Genomic DNA, 18,129 nt, shown 5'->3' on the forward strand with positions numbered 1-18,129 from the left:
GATAAAGCCTGCTGAAACGCTTGATCCAGACGCGTGCAAGGATACCGGCGAATGATCGGCATCGAGGGCCGTTCGTCGATTTCTGCTGTTTTGAATGTTTGATTAAACGCGAGAGAGGTCTTGCGAGGGATCCGGTCCAGACGCTTCGAAACTCAAAGCGCCTTTGGACTGGTGTGCTGCGGGGGTGTTACTTCTTGCCCAGGCTGATCTGCTTGGACGGGCCGAACGTCTGGCCGCTGACGCCCTTGGCAATTTGCTGGATTTCGCCGCCGGACTTGAGGAATGCCGCGATCTGATCGTTGATCGATTCGCTGGTTTCAACGGCTGGAGCTGGCTTTGCTTTGCTGGAGGATGCTTTTACACGCATGGCGGCCATTAACCTGTAGAAAAGTAACTCGGCCAGGCATCGTACAGGAATAACTTGACAATTGCTTGGTAAATATCCCCCGGAATAACCCAGTGGGCAGGTGGATTATTCGTGATTAATTATTCGAAATACCCAGCTAACCTGCTGTTTTAAATAACAACATTTAGACGATTCCATGATGTTCGGCGCTGCCGGGATCGCGTGAAAGCCGTCACGCTGGCCTGACGAGCGGCGCCCATCCAACGCGAAATCCAGGAAAATCAAGGCTTCCCACAGATTTTCGCGCGGCCGGCCGATCGGACGGCCAACCAGCACGGCAAAACCGGGTAGAATGCCGCCCACGCAATGAGGGTATTGGAAATGGCTTTAGTCGGGCGTTACAACAGTTTGCAAGTGGTTAAACACACTAACTTCGGTTTATATCTGGACGGCGGTGCCGACGGCGAAATTCTTTTGCCCAACCGTTATATCCCCAAAGATATTCCCAGCGAAGATGAAGACTGGCTCAATGTTTTCATTTATCTGGACAGTGATGACAAACTTATTGCCACCACTGAAAAACCAAAAGTTCAGGTCGGTGAATTTGCCAGTTTGAAAGTTGTTGAAGTCAACAGCATCGGTGTGTTCCTTGATTGGGGCCTGCCGAAGGATCTGCTGCTGCCTTACTCCGAAGAAAAACGCCAGTTGACCGCCGGCGAGTACTGCGTGGTGCATGTCTACCTCGACAAGCACACCCGCCGCATCACCGCCACCGCGCGCCTGGATCGTTATCTGGACAAGACCCCGGCCAACTATAGCGCTGGGCAGGAAGTTGATCTGCTGGTCGCCGAAGCCACCGACATGGGCTTCAAGGCGATCATCAACAACAAGCATTGGGGTCTGATTCACAAGAATGAAATCTTCAAGTTCATGCGGGCCGGCATGCGCGAGAAAGGCTTCATCAAGGAAGTGCGCGCCGATGGCAAGATCAGCCTGAGCCTGCAACCGGTGGGGCAGGAAGCGGCCAGCAGCCTCAACTCGAAGATCCTCGCCAAGTTGCGCGAAAACGATGGCACCCTGGCCGTCAGCGACAAGAGCGATCCGGCACTGATCAGCAGCCTGTTCGGTGTCAGCAAGGGCAACTTCAAGAAGGCCATCGGTTCGTTGTACAAGAACGGTCAGATCGTCATTCATGCCGATCGCATTGAACTAACCTGAGTCTTGCGTGGCCCATGTTGCATGGGCTTACTTGAGATCGGCAGATGAAAAAAGCGTTGATTGCCTACGTTGCCACACTGCTGGCGTTTCTTCTGCTCGACGGGCTCTGGCTCGGCGTGTTGATGGCGCCGACCTATCGCGAACTGCTCGGTTCGCTGATGCTCGAAAAACCGTTGCTGGTGCCGGCAGCGGTTTTTTATTGCCTGTACGTTATCGGCTGTGTGGTGTTTGTGGTGCTGCCGTCGCTGACCTGGCAACGCGCCGCCCGCATGGGCGCGCTGCTCGGGCTGGTGGCTTATGGCACCTATGACCTGACCAACTGGGCGACGTTGCGCGGCTGGTCGGCGCAGGTGTCTCTGATGGATTGGGCCTGGGGGACGTTTGCCACGGCGCTGGCCTGTATGGTCGGATTTTTTGTGACCAGCCGGGTTGGTAGATCAGTCCGTTGATTTCGGTCGCCTGAACTGACGCCATCGCTGGCAAGCCAGCTCCCACAGGTGATGTGGAGGTTCTGCAAACCCGAGCACGACACGGACTTTGTGGGAGCTGGCTTGCCAGCGATTGACGGCGCAGCCGTCAGCCAATCACCACTGACGTTTCAGGAGAATCAAATGTCTTTTCCAGTCGGCTTTTTCTGGCTGACTGGTTAATAATCCACTCACTATTTTTCGCCCCGGACAAAGAGCCGGGGCTTTGTTTGACCATTGGAAAAACTGCCATGTCGTGTGTGTTCGAGGTGTCGAGGTGAGCGCCAGTCGGCGCAGTGCCGACGGGTTTGCCCTGCAAGTGATGATCGGCCTGTGCCTGATCTGGGGCGTGCAGCAGGTGATGATCAAGTGGGCGGCGACCGACATTGCGCCGGTGATGCAGGCGGCGGGGCGGTCGGGAATTTCCGCGTTGCTGGTAGGACTGCTCATCTGCTGGAAGGGTGGCTGGGATCAGGTCGGTGCTACCTGGCGCGGCGGCTTGCTGGCCGGTGCCTTGTTCGGTCTGGAGTTCCTGTTCATCTCCGAAGGCTTGCAGTTGACCACGGCGGCGCACATGTCGGTGTTCCTCTACACCGCGCCGATCTTCACTGCGCTGGGCGTGCATTTTCTGTTGCCGAGCGAGCGTCTAAGACCGGTGCAATGGCTGGGGATCTTCATGGCGTTCGTCGGGATTGCCGTGGCGTTTGCCGGTGGCGTGTCGTGGGACAACCTCGACCGCCGCATGTTGATGGGCGATGCTCTCGGCGTGCTGGCCGGTGCCAGTTGGGGCGCGACCACCGTGGTGGTGCGCGCTTCGCGTCTGTCGGAGGCGCCGGTGACCCTGACCCTGTTCTACCAGTTGATTGTCGGTTTCATCGGCCTGTTGCTGATCGCACTGCTCAGCGGCCAGATCACCCACGTCAGCCTGACCGCCGTGGCGGTGGGCAGCGTGCTGTTCCAGGGGCTGGTGGTGTCTTTCTTCAGTTACCTGACCTGGTTCTGGCTGCTGCGCCGTTATCTGGCGGCCAACCTTGCGGTGTTTTCCTTCATGACGCCGTTGTTTGGCGTGACCTTCGGCGTGGTGCTGCTCGGCGAAGAACTGAGCCTGAACTTCATCATCGGTGCCGTGCTGGTGTTGCTCGGCATCACCTTCGTCAGCGCGGAACAGTGGGTGCGTCGGCGTTTGCGCAAAGCCCTCGGCCAGCCGTAACGGATTTGCACGCCAGACCGCCGGCAATCAGCAGGCCGCTGCCGGCGATCACCAGCGCCGGTTGCAGGCCACCGCTGAAGTGGCTGCTGACCGCCGCCAGCAACGGCCCGCTGAGCTGACCGACGGCGAAGCATGCGGTGAGCAGGCCGGCGTTGCGCTGGGTGGCGTGGGGTGCCAGTTCCCGGGAGCGTTGCATCACCAGTTGCATGCAGGCCAGGAACGGCGTGCCGCACAGGATCACACCCAGTGCCAGACCGAGGCCGCTGCCCAGCAGGCAAGCGAAAACTCCCGCAGCCTGCAGCCACAAAGTCGCCATCAACCAGTGCCGGGTGGTTTCCGGATCGTGCCGACGCAAACTCACCAGCAGCACACCAATCGCGGCGCCGAGGCCGAAGCACGGCCAGAACAGATCCGCCTGCCATTGCCCGTGGAACTGCGCGTTGGCCATCTGCGACAGGAATGTGGCCGGAATGATGTAGCCCACGCCGTACAAGGCATACACCAGCGCCAAACGTCCAATGCCACGATTTGACGAACCGACCGCAGTCGGTGCGACCGGCACACCGACACCCGGTTGCGGCAGGATCCGCACGATCCCCAGCAGCATCACCAGCGCCACGGCGGCATAGATCAGCCACAAGGTGGCGGAAGTCTGCTGCGCCAGATGTGAGAACAGCGCCAACAGCCCCGTCAGAAAAATCCCCAATCCCGGCCCGGCAAACACCAGCGCCCCCAACCGTGGACGACCCGCCGCCGCAGCCAGCGGCTGACTCAACGCAGTAATCATCACCAGCACCCAGGCGCTGGCCACTCCGGTGCCGAACCGCAGCAACAGATGCGACCAGAAACCGTTGGCCCAGAACGACGCCAGGGTCAGCAACACACACAACCACAAGCCACCATGCAGGCGCCGCTGCACCTGATCCGGCCGCCGGGAAAACATCGCATCCACCGCACCGAGCAAATAACCGAGGTAGTTAGCCGCCGCAATCAGACCGGCGGCGGTCAGGTCGATCTGGCCTTCGCTGAGCAGGTGCGGCAGTTGCGGGGTGAGGGCGAAACGCCCGATGCCCATGGCCATCATCAGGGCGATGAAACAGGCGGATAAGCGAATCAGCGGTGACATGGTCTGAATTCCGTTGGAGGATCAATGACCGTCAGGCTAGGACTGATTGACTTTCTTTAAAATTGAATAATAGTGAGTAACTTGTTCTGTTCAGGAGAAAGGTTGTGGAGTTCAGCCAATTGCGGATCTTCCAGGCCGTGGCGGAGGAGGGCTCGATCACCCGCGCCGCCGAACGTTTGCACCGCGTGCCGTCGAACCTGTCGACCCGGCTTAAACAGCTGGAGGAGCAACTGGGTGTCGAACTGTTCGTCCGTGAGCGTCAGCGTTTGCAATTGTCGCCTGCGGGAAAAGTCCTGCTGGACTACACCGGCAAACTGTTCGCCCTGCGCGATCAGGCCAGCGCGGCGGTGATGGGCGGGCAGCCGGCGGGGGATTTCGTGCTCGGCACGCTGTACAGCACCGCCGCGATCCATTTGCCGGCGCTGCTGGCGCGCTATCACAAGCAATATCCGGCGGTGAATCTTCAGGTGCAGTCCGGACCCAGTGGCGAGTTGCTCGAAGGCCTGCTCACCGGGCGCCTCGACGCCGCGCTGGTGGACGGCCCGCCGCAACTGGCCGGGATTGACGGTGTGCCGTTGTGCAACGAGCGACTGGTGCTGATCAGCGAGGCCGATCACCCGCCGGTGCGCAGCGCCAAGGATGTCGAAGGGCGGGCAGTGTTCACCTTCCGCCATGGCTGCGCCTATCGCGCACGGCTGGAAGCGTGGTTCGCCCACTATCAGGCGGTGATGGGTCGGGCGATGGAGATCGAGTCCTATCAGGGCATGCTCGCCTGTGTGATTGCCGGCAGCGGTGTGGCGCTGATGTCGGAGTCGATGCTCGCCAGCCTGCCGGGGCGCGAAAGCGTGGCGGTGCATCCGCTGGCCGAACCTTTTGCCAGTGCGACAACATGGCTCATGTGGCGTCGGGGCATGGTCGGTGCCAACCTCAACGCGTGGATTGAACAGCAGCAGGCGCTCTATCCCGTGGCTGGCGAGGACGTGCGGGAAACGGCTTGAACGAACGGTCAGGGATTTGGATCAATTCAGTAACAGATCATTGCGGATTTGGCCGAGCATTGCGTAGGACTTCGGACTATTATCAGTGCGAAGCGGCCTCAGAATTCCGGACGCTCAGCACCACCCTGAAGGGGGCATGACGATGAAAGAGAAAATTCAAAACTGGCTGCACGATTTGGGTGTTGCCCTCGGCTTGATCGAACCGCCTCTGCAACCGGTCCCGATTCGCACCGATGACGAACAGCGTCGGCGTCAGCCACGTCGGCGGTAATGCCCCGCTTTGAAGGATCAAAGGATTTAAACGCCAAAAGATCGCACCCGGCCGTCGCTCCATGGAGTGGCGGCCGGGTGCGATCTTTTGTTTTCAGTGACGCCCGATTTCCATCAGAAACCGGCTCAGGTCATTCACGGTTTTCGCAGTCTTGAGCATCCGGTCCTCTTCGGCGGTGAAGGCCGTCAGCCCGAATTCATCTTCCAGATGGAAGATCAGATCCTCGATATCCGCTTTTTCCAGCCCCAGTTGCGCGAGGCTGGTGTGGTCGTCGAATTCACGATTTTCCAGCAGGCGCAGGATGAATCGGTGCACGGCAGCGCGCACGGCAGCTCTTCTCATGGCAGATATTTATTGTGGTTGATCTGACTGAAGTACAGCAGGCCTCAGGCGTGCCGGCGCAACCATTCGTCAATCATCCCGCGCAAATGCGCCCCGGAAAAACTGCCGAAGTGCCCGCCATGCACCGTGCGGATCTTCAGCCCCTGCAAGCGCCGCAGGCTGGCGGCGTAGTCGTCGAGGTTGGAATGGTAGGCGTCTTCGATCAACGGCCCGTCGTAAATGATGTCGCCGCTGAACAGGGTTTCGCTGGCCGCTTCATAGAGGCTGATCCCGCCCGGTGAATGCCCCGGCGTGTGCAGCACCTGCAGCGTGCGATTGCCCAGGTCCAGCACATCGCCGTCCTCGACAAAACCAGTGGCCGGCGCCGCCTTGACCCGATATTCGGCGTAGCACAACGGGCAATCCGGGTGCGCTTCGAACATGTCGTCGCCGACGAAGGCCCGGCTCAGATCGTTCTCGCCATCCGGCGCTGCCAGAATGTCCGCCTCGGCGGGATGCACCAGCCGTTCGGCAAATTCGTGATGCCCGGCGATGTGGTCGAAATGGCAATGACTGGCCACCGCCACCAGCGGCCGCTCGGTCAGCCACGGCAGTTGCTCGCGCAGGCTGACCAGCCCGGAACCGCTGTCGAGCAACAGATCCTTGTCCCGGCCCTGAACGTGCCACAGGTTGCAGCGGTAGAACGGGCGGATGAACGGCTCGTGAATCAGCCGAATGCCGTCGCTCAGGCTTTGCACTTCGAACCACTGATCGCGAGAAACAATCTTCATCAAGCATTTTCTCCAGACGAAAAAAACGGGTGTGGCAACCGACGCCACACCCGCCGAAGAAAGTTGTTGCTACCGCTTCAGCTTAGATCGCGCTGGCCACCACGTTTGGGCGGCGGGACATCAGGCTGACCACCACAAAACTCACCAGACCCACAGCCAGGCTGTAGTAGATCGGCGTGTTGGCATCCAGACCATCCTTGAACATGAACAGCAGGGCGGTGGCGAAGCCCAGGCCCATGCTGGCGATGGCGCCGGCGGTGGTGGCGCGTTTCCAGAAGATCGCACCGATCAGCGGGATCAGCATGCCGCCCACCAACAGGTTGTACGCGAGGGTCAGGGCGCTGATCACGTCGTTGACCACCAGCGCGATGCCCAGCACCACGACACCGGTCAGCAGGGTGAACAGGCGGTTTACCCCCAGGCTCGACTGTTTGCCGCCACGCAGTTTCGGCAGCAGGTCTTCGGTCAGGGTGGTGGCAGCGGCGAGCAGGCCGGCGCTGGCGGTGGACATCATCGCGGCCAGGGCAGCAGCGATCACCAGGCCACGAATGCCATCCGGCAGCGACAGTTTGACGATCGCGGCGAAGGCGTTGTTGACGTTGTCCAGATCCGGGATCAGCACGTGCGCCGCCATGCCGATCAGGGCACAGGCCAGACCGTAAAGGATGCAGTAGATGCCTGCGAAGCTACCGGCGTACTGAGCCACTTTTTCGTTCTTGACGGTGAACACCCGTTGCCAGATGTCCTGACCGATCAGGATGCCGAAGAAGTAGATCATGAAGTAGGTGATGATCGTGTCCCAGCCGATAGTGGTGAAGCTGAAGGCGGTGGCCGGCAGTTTCAGCACCAGTTCGTCCCAGCCGCCGACGCGGTACAGGCAGATTGGCAGGAGGATGAACATCAGGCCGACGGTCTTGATGATGAACTGGACGATGTCGGTCAGGGTCAGCGACCACATGCCGCCGATGGCCGAGTAGATCACCACCACGCCACCGCCGAGCAGTACCGAGATCCAGAACGGCAGGCCGAACAGCACTTGCAGCACGGTGCCGATGGCGAGGATCGAGGTCACGCCGATCATCAGCGCGTAGGCCAGCATGATCGCCGCGCTCGCCGAGCGGGCCATCGGGTTATAGCGTTTTTCCAGGACCTGGGTAACGGTGTAGATCTTCAGTTTCAGCAGCGGCTTGGCCAGGAACAGGTTCAGCGCAACGATGCCGCAACCCAGTGCCGCGCACAGCCAGAAACCGGAAATGCCGTGCACGTAGCCCAGGCGCACAGTGCCGACGGTGGACGCGCCGCCGAGAACGGTCGCAGCCATGGTGCCCATGTACAGGCTCGGGCCGAGGTTACGCCCGGCCACCAGGAAGTCCTCGTTGGTCTTGGCCTTGCGCATGCCGAAGTAGCCGAGCAAGAGCATGCCGGCGGCGTAGATGAGGACGACGAATAAATCCAAAGCCATGATGGCGTGTCTCCGATTGTCTTTTTTATGGTGAAACAAATTGGTTCTATGAGGCTGCCCGCTCCCACAGGGTTGATCAGGCAGCCTGACGCAGCGCCGCTTCAGCCGGCGCATGGACGCCTTTGCTGCGGGGATCCTTCGGGCCGTAGACCAGCGCCGGCTCCGGGAACAGGCTCAGCAGCATCAGGTACATCACCGAGGCCAGACCGAGGGTCACCAGCAGGCTGATGTCGATGCCGCCGGCCAGTTCACCGAGCGGGCCGACGAACTGCCCCGGCAGATTGACGAAGCACAGGCCGACCGCCGCGCTCGGGATCCACGCGCCCAGGCCGCGCCAGTTCCAGCCGTGGCTGAACCAGTAGCGTCCGCCTTGCTCGCCGCGCGTGAACACTTGCAGGTCGTCCGGGCAGTAGAAGCCGCGACGCACCACCAGGCCGATGATCATGATCACCATCCACGGGGTGGTGCAGGTGATGATCAGCACCGCGAAGGTCGACACGCTCTGCACCAGATTCGCCGCAAAGCGCCCGATGAAGATGAAGGCAATCGACAGCACGCCGATCAGCAACGTCGCCTTGACCCGTGAAAGCAGACGCGGGAACACGCTCGACATGTCCAGCCCGGTGCCATACAGCGACGTGGTGCCGGTGGACATGCCGCCGATCACCGCAATCAGGCACACCGGCAGGAAGAACCAGCTCGGCGACACCGCCAGCAGACCGCCGACGTAGTTGTTGGCCGCGATGTAGTCCGGCGCCTGGATCGCCACGATGGTCGCGGTGGTCAGGCCGAACAGGAACGGGATGAAGGTGGCGATCTGCGACAGAACCACCGCCGCCATGATCCGCTGGCGCGAGGTTTCACGCGGGATGTAGCGGGCCCAGTCGCCGAGGAACGCACCGAAGGAAATCGGGTTGCTCATGGCCACCAGTGCGGCGCCGATGAACGCGGCCCAGAAGCCTGGCTGGCCGAGGCTGACGGTGCCGGCGTAGTGCGCATCGAACGGGCCGGCGAAAGCGAAGATGCCCAGCAGGAACAGCAGGCTCGCGCTCCACACTGCGACCTTGTTCACCCACAGCAAAAAGCGGAAGCCGTAGATGCACACGGTCAGCACCAGAATCGCGAACAGACCGTAGGCCAGGCCCAGGGTCAGGTCGGTTTCCGGCAGGCCGATCAGGCGTTTCGCACCACCGATCAACGCATCTCCCGAACTCCACACCGAGAGCGAGAAGAAGGCGATGGCGGTCAACAGCGACAGGAACGAACCGACGATCCGCCCGTGCACGCCGAAGTGCGCACCGGACGACACGGCATTGTTGGTGCCGTTGAGCGGGCCAAACAGGCCCATCGGTGCAAGGATCAGCGAGCCGAGCAGCACGCCCGAGACAATCGCCCAGACGCCCGCCTGAAAGGACAGGCCGAACAGCACCGGGAAACTGCCGAGCACGGCGGTGGCAAAGGTATTCGCGCCGCCAAAGATCATGCGGAACAAGTCCACGGGACCGGCGGTGCGTTCGTTGTCCGGGATCTGTTCGACCCCGTGGGTTTCAATCTGCGTAAGGCTTTGGTCTTTGTTGTTGTTATTCATGATCTGCTCCGATCATAAAGGCGCGCTCATCGTGCGTGAGCGTCACCTGTCTTGGCTAAGGGGATGGCAGCCCTTCCGGCATTGCGGACAAATGTTCGTGGCAGGCCAGCCAATGGCCTTGTTGTTCTAGGCTCGACGCTTGTTTTCTGAAAACAATCGTCTCGCGCTCCTGGCTGAAGTGTTGCTCCCCTTGCATGCGCAGCTCGGTGGCCACGTCATGGATGAAAATCGCCACGTCACCCTGCAGGCTGACGAAGGCGTTGCTCGAGGTGCAGGACAGCACCTCGAAGCCATCCTCGGCGCGCCAGCTGTCCCACAACGCCTGATAGGCATCGCGCGACAGCAGGGGCTGTTCGAGGGTGTAGAACACAAAGCTCGCATCGGCGCTGAACGCGCCGAAGTAGGCTTCGCGATCGTTGCGGGCGAAGGCGGACACCAGATCGGCGGCCGCTTTCAGAACCTGATCACGTTCGTTCATGACCCGACCCTCAGCGGTGGACCACGCCCGGCAGTACGCAGAGCATTTCGTACAGCAGATTGGCGGCCAGCAGCGAGGTGTTGCCGGTGGTGTCATAAGCGGGCGAGACTTCTACCAGATCGCAGCCGATCAGGTCGAGGCCCTGGCAGCCGCGAACGATTTCAATCGCCTGAATGGTCGTCAGACCACCGATTTCCGGGGTGCCGGTGCCTGGCGCCCAAGCCGGGTCGATGCCGTCGATGTCAAAGCTCAGGTACACCGGGCCGCCACCGACTTTCTCGCGCACTTCGGCCATCAGCGGCGCCAGCGACTTGTGCCAGCACTCTTCGGCCTGCACCACGCGGAAGCCCTGATCGCGGCTCCAGTTGAAGTCGTCGGCGGTGTAACCCTGCGCCCGCAGACCGATCTGCACCACACGGTCGCAGTCCAGAAGACCTTCCTCGACCGCACGGCGGAAGGTCGTACCGTGGGCGATCTTCTCGCCGAACATGTGATCGTTGACGTCAGCGTGGGCATCGATGTGCACCAGACCGACCTTGCCGTGCTTTTTGTGGATCGCACGCAGGATCGGCAGGGTGATGGTGTGGTCGCCACCCAGGGTCATCGGGATCACGTTGTGCTCGAGGATGTTGTCGTAGGCTTCTTCAATGATGCGCACGGCGTCGAGCAGGTTGAAGGTGTTGATCGCCACGTCACCGATGTCGGCAACCGACAGCGAGTCGAACGGCGCAGCGCCGGTGGCCATGTTGTACGGGCGGATCATCACCGATTCGGTGCGGATGTCGCGCGGCCCGAAGCGGGTGCCGGGGCGCAGCGAAGTACCGATGTCCAGCGGCACGCCAACGAAAGCGGCGTCCAGACCGGCAGCGGTCGGTACATGGGGGAGTCGGAGCATGGTGGCGATGCCGCCGAAGCGCGGCATTTCGTTGCCGCCCAGTGGTTGGTGAAGAATCTTGTCCACGGGTAGGGCCTCATCGTCTTTGTTTTATTTATGTCGGCACGCCGTATTCGCAAGGTCACGGGCACCGCTGTGGGCCGATTCTGCGAAATGTAGTGGGGCGGAAGAATCGCTACGGGCAAATACTTAGTTCAGAAATTTCTAAACTAATGCCAGACTTCCCCACGTGCTCGTTCCCACGTCGAGGCGTCGTACCGTCTGCGTGGGAATGTATCCACGGACGCTCCGCGTCCAGCCGTAATCGCAGGTGACGCAGAGCGTCACGGGCGGCATTCCCACGCAGAGCGTGGGAACGATCCTTGGAGTAGACATGGCCAACGCTTTACCCGACCTGAAACTGTTGCGCATCTTCGTCAGCGTCGTGCGTCATCAGGGGTTTGCCAACGCGCAGCAGGAACTCAACCTGTCGACCTCGGCGATCAGCACCTACATGAGCCAGCTCGAAGCCGCGCTGGGTCTGGTGCTGTGCCATCGCGGGCGCGGCGGTTTCAGCCTGACCAGCAAGGGCGAGCTGTTCCATCAGGAAACTCTGCGCCTGCTCGCGGAGCTTGAAGGTTTCGAGCAATACGCCGCCGCGCTCAAGGGCGAACTGCGCGGCACCCTCAACCTCGGGGTGATCGACTCCACGGTCAGCGACAAGGCCCTGCCGTTCGCCGAAGCCATCGGCGCCTACAGCCAGGAACACCCGGCAGTGCATTTGCATTTATCGGTGATGAGCCCGTATGAGCTGCAACTCGGCGTGCAGGACAACCGCCTCGACCTGGCCATCGGCGCGTTCTCCACGCGCATGAGCGGTCTGGTGTACATGCCGCTGTACCGCGAGCAGCACTGGCTGTATTGCAGCAACAGGCACCCGCTGTTCAACGAACGGCGGATTCCCGAACAGGTCATCACCCAGCAACGCATGGTCGGACGCGGTTACTGGAGCCAGGCCGAACTGGCCCGTCACGGTTTCAAACACAGCGCCGCGACCGTGGAAAGTATGGAAGCGCAGCTGATACTGGTGCTGTCCGGGGCCTACATCGGTTACCTGCCGGAGCACTACGCCCAGGCCTGGGCCGACAAGGGCGACCTGCGGGTGCTGCTGCCGGCAACCTTCGGCTATCAGGCGCCGTTTTCCATGATCATGCGCCGTGGCCGCAGCCGCGAGCCGCTGATCCAGACCTTCCGCGATCTGCTCAAAGCGCAGCTCAATCAGGCATAAAGAACATGTCCAGACCCCAATGCCCGCGCTGCCTGCGCCCACAAACTCATTGCCTGTGCCCGCTGATCCCCAGCCTCGACAGCCGCACTCGGGTGTTGCTGTTGCAGCACCCGAGCGAGGTCAATCACGCGCTCAACACCGCACGGCTGGCAGCGCTCGGGTTGAACAATGCCGAGCTGATTGTCGGCGAAGTGTTCGAGGATTTGCCCGCGCTGCTGAACCGGCCGGGGTATCGGGCACGGTTGTTGTTCCCGGCGGATGATGCGCAGCCGATGCAGGCTTACGCCGCGTCCGATGAACCGCTGTTGCTGGTGGTGCCGGATGGCACATGGCGCAAGGCGCGCAAGATGCTGCACCTCAATCCCTTGCTGGCGGCGTTGCCACGGGTGACGCTGGCCGAGGGCGGGGTTTCCCGGTATCGGCTGCGCAAGGCACCGGGGCCGGGGGCGTTGTCGACGATTGAGGCGATTGTGCAGGCGTTGCAGACGCTGGAGGCGCCGGCCTCGTTTGAGCCGTTGCTCAGGCCGTTTGAAGCGCTGATCGAGGGGCAGATTGCGGCGATGGGCGAGGAGACCTTTAAGAAGAATCATGGCGAAAGATAGGTGTTGGTAATGCCGGACTCTTCGCGAGCAAGCCCGCTCCCACAGGGAGAACGCATTCCAAATGTGGGAGCGGGCTTGCTCGCGAAGGGGTCAGATTATTCACCGCAAAGTCCGGATCATCACTAGCGTTCGCGCATCGCCTCGGTCCGGGCTTTCAGCACCGGTTTGAGCAGGTAATCCAGCACGCTTTTCTCCCCGGTAATGATGTCCACCGTCGCCACCATCCCCGGAATGATCAGCAGCGGTTTCACATCCCCGCCCAGATGGTTTTTGTCGGTGCGCACCTGGATCAGGTAAAAGCTGTTGCCCTTGTCATCGGTAATCGTATCGGCGCCGATCAGCTCAAGCTTCGCGCTCAGCCCGCCGTAGATCGTGTAGTCGTAGGCGCTGAACTTGACCATGGCTTTCTGGCCCGGATGCAGGAACGCCACGTCCTGAGGGCGGACCTTGGCTTCGATCAGCAGGTTGTCTTCCAGCGGCACGATTTCCACCATGTCACTGCCCGGCTGCACCACGCCGCCGATGGTGTTGACCTTCATTTGCTTGATCACCCCATGCACCGGCGAAGTCACGGTGGTGCGGCTGACACGGTCGTCGATGGCGATGCTCGACGCGGTGATTTTCGACAGGTCGGTGCGTTTCTCGTTGAGCTCCTTGGCCGCTTCGGAGCGGAAGGTCTGTTCCGATTCGTCGATCTTGCTGCGGATCTCGGCGATGGCCGATTCGGCGCGGGGAATGGCCAGGGTCGTGGCGTTCAGGGAACCGCGGATTTCCACGGCACTGCGCTTGAGCCGCAGGATCTCCACCGGTGACACGGCACCGGTCTTGACCAGCGGTTCGGACATGTTCATTTCCTGATTGACCAGCGCCAGGCTCGAACTGTATTGCCCCTGTTTCGAGCGAAACTCCGCCAGCTCCTGAGTCTTCTGCCGCAGCTGTTCGCTGAGAGTTCTCTGTTCGCTGGCCAGCCGCCGCTGCCGTTGTTCGTACAGTGAACGCTCGTCCTCGGCCACTTGCGGCGCCTTGGCGATCACTTCGTCCGAGAGCTTGAACGGCCGGCCTTCGGCTTCAGCGGACAAGCGTTCGACCTGCGCGGTCAAGGCATAACGATCGGCCTCGCTCTCACCCTTGTTCGACAGAAACCGCGTGTCGTCCAGGCGCAGCAGTTTGTCGCCCTTATCGACCATTTGTCCTTCGCGCACGAAGATCTCGGTGACGATCCCGCCTTCGAGGTTCTGGATCACCTGGACCTTGCTCGACGGAATCGCCTTGCCTTCGCCCATGGTCACTTCCTGCAACACCGCGAACTTGGCCCAGACCAGCGCACTGATCAGCAGCGCCGCCGCCAGCCACACGGTGATGCGCGACCAGCGTGGCGAATCCTGCAGCGAGGCGCCGGCGGTTTCCGGCATGAATTCGGCTTCGGCGCTTTTACCGAAGCTGTCGAAATAACCGCGGGGTTTTGAAGGTGAGGAAGCCGACATGGGGTAACTCCTAGACCGCTGCCGAGCCGACCCGGCCCTTGCGCAGCGCATCGATGACCGCTTCTTTCGGACCGTCGGCGACGATCCGGCCGTTGTCCAGCACCAGCAACCGGTCCACCAGGCTCAGCATTGAAGTGCGGTGGGTGACCAGCAACAAGGTTTTGCCCTGCACCCAGCCGTGCAGCTTCTGGCGCAAGACGTCTTCGCTGCTGTTGTCCATGGCGCTGGTGGGTTCGTCGAGCAGCATGATCGGCGGGTCGAGCAACAGCGCCCGCGCCAGCAATACGGCTTGGCGCTGGCCGCCGGAGAGCAATTGCCCGCGCTCGCCCACCGGCCGGTCGAAGCCTTGCGGGTGCTGGCGGGCGAGCTCGGTGACGCCGGTCAGTTCAGCCACTTCGAGCATCCGTGAATCGCTGATGTAGCGGGCGCCGAGGGTCAGGTTGTCGCGCAGGCTGCCGGCCAGCAGCGGCAGGTCATGGGCGACGTAGCCGATCTGCTGGCGCAGGTCGGCGACATCCAGTTGCCGCAGGTCGAGGCCGTCGAGCAGCAACTGGCCTTCGTCCGGTTCGTAGAAGCCCATCACCAGTCGCGCCAGGGTGCTTTTGCCCGAGCCGCTGCGGCCGATGATGCCGATCCGTTCGCCGGGTCTGACGCTGAAACTGACGTTGCTCAGGGCCGGGGCGTTCTGACCGTTGTAGTGGAAGGTCACCGCGTTGGCGTCCAGCGCACCTTGCAGTTGCGTGCGCTCCAGCGGCCGCTGTTTGCCGTCGCGTTCCTGAGGCAGGGACATCAGCGCATCGGTGCTTTTCATGGTCAGTTGCGCTTGCTGGTAGCGGGTGATCAGCCCGGCGATCTGGCCCAGCGGCGCCAGCACGCGGCTGCCGAGCATGTAAGTCGCCACCAGTGCGCCGACGCTGAGATTGCCGGCGATGATGCTGTAGACCCCGGCCACAATTGTCGCCATCCCCGAAAACTGCTGGATGAACAGCGTGCCGTTGGTGGCCAGCGCCGAGAGATTACGCGCGTGGCTGTCGAGGCGGGTGAGGGCGCCGTGGGTGCTTTCCCATTTGTGTTGGCGCTCGCTTTCGGCGCTGCACGCCTTGAGGGTTTCCAGGCCGCCGAGGGTTTCGATCAGCAACGCCTGACGCTCGGCGCCGAGGCTGAGGCTTTTCTGCACGGTGTCGCGCAGACGGGCCTGAATGATCATTGCGAAAACAATGGTGATCGGAAACGCCAGCAACGGAATCACCACCAGCCAGCCGCCGAGCAAGCCGATCACCACCAGCATCAACACCACGAAGGGCAGGTCGATCAGGCTGGTCAGGGTCACGGCGGTGAGAAATTCGCGCAGGCCCTGGAAGTCGTGAATGCTCTGGGCGAAGCCGCCGATGGTCGCCGGCCGGGCTTTCATTGCCATACCGGTGATGCGTTCGAATAAAGTCGCGGAAAGGATCACATCGGTTTTCTTGCCGGCGGTGTCCAGCAGGTGCGCGCGCACCACTCGCAGCACCAGTTCGAAACCGGTTCCGATCAGCAAGCCGATGGCCAGCACCCACAGGGTCGACGTGGCCTGGTTTGGCACCACGCGATCGTAGGTCTGCATGACGAACAGCGGCACCATCAGGCCCAGCAGGTTGATCAGGAAACTGGCGAGGATCGCGTCGCTGTAGAGCCATTTCGACAGCTTCAACGTGTCGCGAAACCACGCCTGCACTCGCGGCACCAGCGGTGAGCGCAGGTCTTCCAGTTCATGCCGTGGCCGGGCGAACAGGGCCTGGCCGCTGTAGTGTTCGGTGAGTTCTTCACGGCTGACCCATTGCTCGCCGCCGTCGGCTTCGCTGGGCAGGATCAGCGCCTTGCCGTCTTCGCTAAAACGCCGCAGCACTGCCGTGCGCCCGTTGCCCAGCAGTAACAGCACCGGCAGATTCAGCGGTGAGATGTCCTTGAGTTCCCGGCGCAGCAAGCGCGCCTGCAACCCGGCCCGGGCTGCGGCGCGCGGCAGCAGGTCGAGGCTCAGGCGTTGTTTGTCCAGGGGCAGCCCGGCGCTCAGGCTGGCGCGACTGACCGTCGCGCCGTGCAGTTTGCAGAGGATCAACAGACCGTCGAGCAACGGGTCATCGAAGCTCAGCCGCGGATCGATCCCGGTGTTACCGGGTTGCATGCTGGTCATATTGATCGCTCCCCTGGCACTACATCATCGGAACTACTTCAGTTCAGGCAAGCGCGCTTCGTTTTTCACCTCGGTCGCAGCAATCGCATCGGCCGGCAGCACCACCCGCTGCTTGCTTAACAACTGGCCCATGTTCGCCAGCACGCGGTACATCGAGTATTCCTCGGTGTAGCGGATTTCGGTGTAGCGACGGTTGGCGTTGTACAGCTCGTTTTCACTGTCGAGCACGTCCAGCAGGGTGCGCTGGCCGAGGCCGAACTGATCCTGATACGCAGCGCGCACACGCTTGGTGGTCTCGGCGTATTCGCGGGCGGTCGGGGTCTGTTTCTTGGCGTTAAGCATGGCGTTCCACGCCAGGTGAATGTTCTCGTTGAGCTGGCGCAGGGCGTTGTTGCGGATGTCCATCGCCTGGTTGATCTGGTGCGCATCGGAGGCCAGTCGCGCCTTATCGCTGCCGCCACGGAACAGGTTGTAGTTCATCACCACGCCGACCCGCCATTCGTTGTCGTGGCCCTCGTCACCCTGCACGTTATTGTTGGCGCCGACGGCGGCTTCCGCGTCGAAGCGCGGGTAGAACGGCGACTTGGCGACTTCGTACTGGCTCTCCGCCGATTGCACGTCAGCCTGGGCGGATTTCAGATACGGGTTGTTCTCGACCATGCTCTGCTGGGCTTCAGGCAAGGTGGCGGGCAATTCGCCGCGGGTCGAGGCTGGGGTTTCCAGCTCATCCGGCATGCGCCCGACCACGCTGTAGAAGTTGGATTCGGCATCCGCCAGATCGACTTCGGCGGTGTCGAGGTTGTTCTGCGCCAGCGCCTTCCGGGCCACCGATTGATCGGAGTCGGCGGTGCTGCCCACCCCGCGCTCGGTGCGCAGGCCAATCTGGTCGTTGACCCGCAAGTGCGCCTGCAGGTTGTTCTTGGCCAGGGTCACCAGTTCGCGACGCTTGAGCACTTCGAGGTAGACCTCGATGGTGCGCAGGGCCAGATCCTGGGCGGTGCCTTGCGCGTAATAGGCGCGTGAGTTGGAAACGCCCTTGGTGCGTTCGACTTCGTTGGCCGTGTTGAAACCGTCGAACAGCATCTGCCGCAGCCGCAGCTCGGACTGGGTGTAATTGAGGATTTCGGTGTGGTGGTTACCGAAGGCCCGGGTGTTGGTGTTGTCGCTGTAGCCGCGCCCGTAAGCAGCGTTCAGATCCACCGACGGATAGAAGCCGCCCTTGGCGACCTTCACCTGTTCATCAGCCGACAGGCGCGCATCCACGCGCGAGGCCAGTTCGGGGTGGGTAGCGATGGTGCTCTGGATCGCTTCGGTGAGGTTCATGGCCTGGGCTTGGGAAGTGCAAGCCATGGCCAGCAAAACCGCGCTGCAGAGGGGGGTTAGTACGCGCATGGGTGCATCTCCCTGAGTCCTGATGGTGTTTCGCTGTCGCCAA

The 18,129-nt window shown here is 61.7% G+C and carries 18 protein-coding genes; 7 read left to right on the top strand and 11 right to left on the bottom strand.

Annotated elements, in window-relative coordinates:
* Positions 1-187: 187 nt before the first annotated feature.
* Positions 188-376: a hypothetical protein gene (locus tag K3819_RS07490; RefSeq protein WP_170844885.1), complete on the bottom strand. Its 189-nt coding sequence runs from the start codon at positions 374-376 to the stop codon at positions 188-190.
* Positions 377-727: 351 nt separating this feature from the next.
* Here K3819_RS07490 and K3819_RS07495 point away from each other — a divergent pair, with 351 nt between their 5' ends.
* The 3 genes from K3819_RS07495 to K3819_RS07505 all read left to right on the top strand — a co-directional run bounded on the left by K3819_RS07495 (position 728) and on the right by K3819_RS07505 (position 3,241).
* Positions 728-1,564, top strand: coding sequence for a S1 RNA-binding domain-containing protein (locus K3819_RS07495; RefSeq protein WP_074691138.1), 837 nt, complete (start codon positions 728-730; stop codon positions 1,562-1,564).
* Positions 1,565-1,608: 44 nt separating this feature from the next.
* Complete coding sequence (locus K3819_RS07500; protein WP_221398949.1) at positions 1,609-2,013, top strand: DUF2177 family protein; 405 nt, start codon at positions 1,609-1,611, stop codon at positions 2,011-2,013.
* A 295-nt stretch (positions 2,014-2,308) separates the two neighbouring features.
* Complete coding sequence (locus tag K3819_RS07505) at positions 2,309-3,241, top strand: DMT family transporter (protein WP_221398950.1); 933 nt, start codon at positions 2,309-2,311, stop codon at positions 3,239-3,241.
* On the opposite strand, the gene K3819_RS07510 is transcribed toward K3819_RS07505, so the two are convergent.
* Positions 3,186-4,367, bottom strand: coding sequence for an MFS transporter (locus K3819_RS07510; RefSeq protein WP_085611572.1), 1,182 nt, complete (start codon positions 4,365-4,367; stop codon positions 3,186-3,188). The genes K3819_RS07505 and K3819_RS07510 overlap by 56 nt on opposite strands.
* Positions 4,368-4,471: 104 nt before the next feature.
* On the opposite strand from K3819_RS07510, the gene ptrR reads away from it, so the two are divergent.
* Both ptrR and K3819_RS29375 read left to right on the top strand, forming a co-directional pair.
* Positions 4,472-5,365, top strand: coding sequence for a putrescine utilization regulator PtrR (gene ptrR, locus K3819_RS07515; RefSeq protein WP_221398951.1), 894 nt, complete (start codon positions 4,472-4,474; stop codon positions 5,363-5,365).
* Between the two features lie 142 nt (positions 5,366-5,507).
* On the top strand, positions 5,508-5,636 hold the full coding sequence (locus tag K3819_RS29375) for a PA1414 family protein (protein ID WP_003184145.1): 129 nt from the start codon (positions 5,508-5,510) through the stop codon (positions 5,634-5,636).
* Between the two features lie 93 nt (positions 5,637-5,729).
* Here the strand turns inward: K3819_RS29375 and K3819_RS07520 are convergent, their stop codons facing one another.
* From K3819_RS07520 to speB, 6 genes are all read right to left on the bottom strand, one after another.
* Positions 5,730-5,978: a phosphopantetheine-containing protein gene (locus K3819_RS07520; protein ID WP_039772540.1), complete on the bottom strand. Its 249-nt coding sequence runs from the start codon at positions 5,976-5,978 to the stop codon at positions 5,730-5,732.
* 44 nt (positions 5,979-6,022) lie between these two features.
* The gene (locus K3819_RS07525; RefSeq protein WP_221398952.1) at positions 6,023-6,748 is read right to left on the bottom strand and encodes an MBL fold metallo-hydrolase; all 726 of its coding nucleotides are present in this window, start codon (positions 6,746-6,748) and stop codon (positions 6,023-6,025) included.
* Positions 6,749-6,830: 82 nt separating this feature from the next.
* Positions 6,831-8,210: a sodium:solute symporter gene (locus K3819_RS07530; RefSeq protein WP_039772536.1), complete on the bottom strand. Its 1,380-nt coding sequence runs from the start codon at positions 8,208-8,210 to the stop codon at positions 6,831-6,833.
* Between the two features lie 76 nt (positions 8,211-8,286).
* Positions 8,287-9,798: a cytosine permease gene (locus K3819_RS07535; RefSeq protein ID WP_221398953.1), complete on the bottom strand. Its 1,512-nt coding sequence runs from the start codon at positions 9,796-9,798 to the stop codon at positions 8,287-8,289.
* A gap of 55 nt (positions 9,799-9,853) precedes the next feature.
* Entirely contained in the window at positions 9,854-10,276 is a 423-nt protein-coding gene (locus K3819_RS07540; protein ID WP_007956584.1) for a nuclear transport factor 2 family protein, read from the bottom strand.
* A 10-nt stretch (positions 10,277-10,286) separates the two neighbouring features.
* A complete protein-coding gene (gene speB, locus K3819_RS07545) occupies positions 10,287-11,237 on the bottom strand; it encodes an agmatinase (protein WP_003222717.1) in 951 nt (316 codons plus the stop codon).
* Positions 11,238-11,544: 307 nt separating this feature from the next.
* Between speB and K3819_RS07550 the strand changes: the two genes are divergently transcribed.
* Both K3819_RS07550 and K3819_RS07555 read left to right on the top strand, forming a co-directional pair.
* A complete protein-coding gene (locus tag K3819_RS07550) occupies positions 11,545-12,438 on the top strand; it encodes a LysR family transcriptional regulator (RefSeq protein ID WP_039772530.1) in 894 nt (297 codons plus the stop codon).
* 5 nt (positions 12,439-12,443) lie between these two features.
* Complete coding sequence (locus K3819_RS07555; protein ID WP_085611570.1) at positions 12,444-13,040, top strand: tRNA-uridine aminocarboxypropyltransferase; 597 nt, start codon at positions 12,444-12,446, stop codon at positions 13,038-13,040.
* Between the two features lie 122 nt (positions 13,041-13,162).
* Here K3819_RS07555 and K3819_RS07560 read toward each other — a convergent pair whose 3' ends face one another.
* From K3819_RS07560 to K3819_RS07570, 3 genes are read right to left on the bottom strand one after another with little or no spacing between them, the layout of a single operon-like run.
* Positions 13,163-14,524 carry an HlyD family type I secretion periplasmic adaptor subunit gene (locus K3819_RS07560; RefSeq protein WP_039772526.1) on the bottom strand — a complete coding sequence of 454 codons (1,362 nt, stop codon included), beginning with the start codon at positions 14,522-14,524 and terminating at the stop codon, positions 13,163-13,165.
* A 10-nt stretch (positions 14,525-14,534) separates the two neighbouring features.
* Positions 14,535-16,694 (bottom strand): type I secretion system permease/ATPase, encoded by a 2,160-nt coding sequence (locus K3819_RS07565; protein WP_085611569.1) that lies wholly within the window; start codon positions 16,692-16,694, stop codon positions 14,535-14,537.
* Between the two features lie 33 nt (positions 16,695-16,727).
* A complete protein-coding gene (locus K3819_RS07570) occupies positions 16,728-18,086 on the bottom strand; it encodes a TolC family outer membrane protein (RefSeq protein WP_064383226.1) in 1,359 nt (452 codons plus the stop codon).
* Between the last annotated feature and the right edge of the window lie 43 nt (positions 18,087-18,129).

Origin of the sequence: Pseudomonas sp. 3-2, assembly GCF_019710535.1 — a bacterium.
Classification (GTDB): domain Bacteria; phylum Pseudomonadota; class Gammaproteobacteria; order Pseudomonadales; family Pseudomonadaceae; genus Aquipseudomonas; species Aquipseudomonas pharyngis.

Excerpts from the sequence above, each read along its gene's own strand:
- K3819_RS07525 (WP_221398952.1), bottom strand. The coding sequence starts at position 6,748 with ATGAAGATTGTTTCTCGCGATCAGTGGTTCGAAGTGCAAAGCCTGAGC.
- K3819_RS07540 (WP_007956584.1), bottom strand. The coding sequence starts at position 10,276 with ATGAACGAACGTGATCAGGTTCTGAAAGCGGCCGCCGATCTGGTGTCC.
- K3819_RS07510 (WP_085611572.1), bottom strand. The coding sequence starts at position 4,367 with ATGTCACCGCTGATTCGCTTATCCGCCTGTTTCATCGCCCTGATGATG.
- K3819_RS07565 (WP_085611569.1), bottom strand. The coding sequence starts at position 16,694 with ATGACCAGCATGCAACCCGGTAACACCGGGATCGATCCGCGGCTGAGC.
- K3819_RS07555 (WP_085611570.1), top strand. The coding sequence starts at position 12,444 with ATGTCCAGACCCCAATGCCCGCGCTGCCTGCGCCCACAAACTCATTGC.
- K3819_RS07535 (WP_221398953.1), bottom strand. The coding sequence starts at position 9,798 with ATGAATAACAACAACAAAGACCAAAGCCTTACGCAGATTGAAACCCAC.
- K3819_RS07520 (WP_039772540.1), bottom strand. The coding sequence starts at position 5,978 with ATGAGAAGAGCTGCCGTGCGCGCTGCCGTGCACCGATTCATCCTGCGC.
- K3819_RS07495 (WP_074691138.1), top strand. The coding sequence starts at position 728 with ATGGCTTTAGTCGGGCGTTACAACAGTTTGCAAGTGGTTAAACACACT.
- K3819_RS07560 (WP_039772526.1), bottom strand. The coding sequence starts at position 14,524 with ATGTCGGCTTCCTCACCTTCAAAACCCCGCGGTTATTTCGACAGCTTC.
- K3819_RS07490 (WP_170844885.1), bottom strand. The coding sequence starts at position 376 with ATGGCCGCCATGCGTGTAAAAGCATCCTCCAGCAAAGCAAAGCCAGCT.
- K3819_RS07500 (WP_221398949.1), top strand. The coding sequence starts at position 1,609 with ATGAAAAAAGCGTTGATTGCCTACGTTGCCACACTGCTGGCGTTTCTT.
- K3819_RS07550 (WP_039772530.1), top strand. The coding sequence starts at position 11,545 with ATGGCCAACGCTTTACCCGACCTGAAACTGTTGCGCATCTTCGTCAGC.
- K3819_RS29375 (WP_003184145.1), top strand. The coding sequence starts at position 5,508 with ATGAAAGAGAAAATTCAAAACTGGCTGCACGATTTGGGTGTTGCCCTC.
- K3819_RS07530 (WP_039772536.1), bottom strand. The coding sequence starts at position 8,210 with ATGGCTTTGGATTTATTCGTCGTCCTCATCTACGCCGCCGGCATGCTC.
- K3819_RS07570 (WP_064383226.1), bottom strand. The coding sequence starts at position 18,086 with ATGCGCGTACTAACCCCCCTCTGCAGCGCGGTTTTGCTGGCCATGGCT.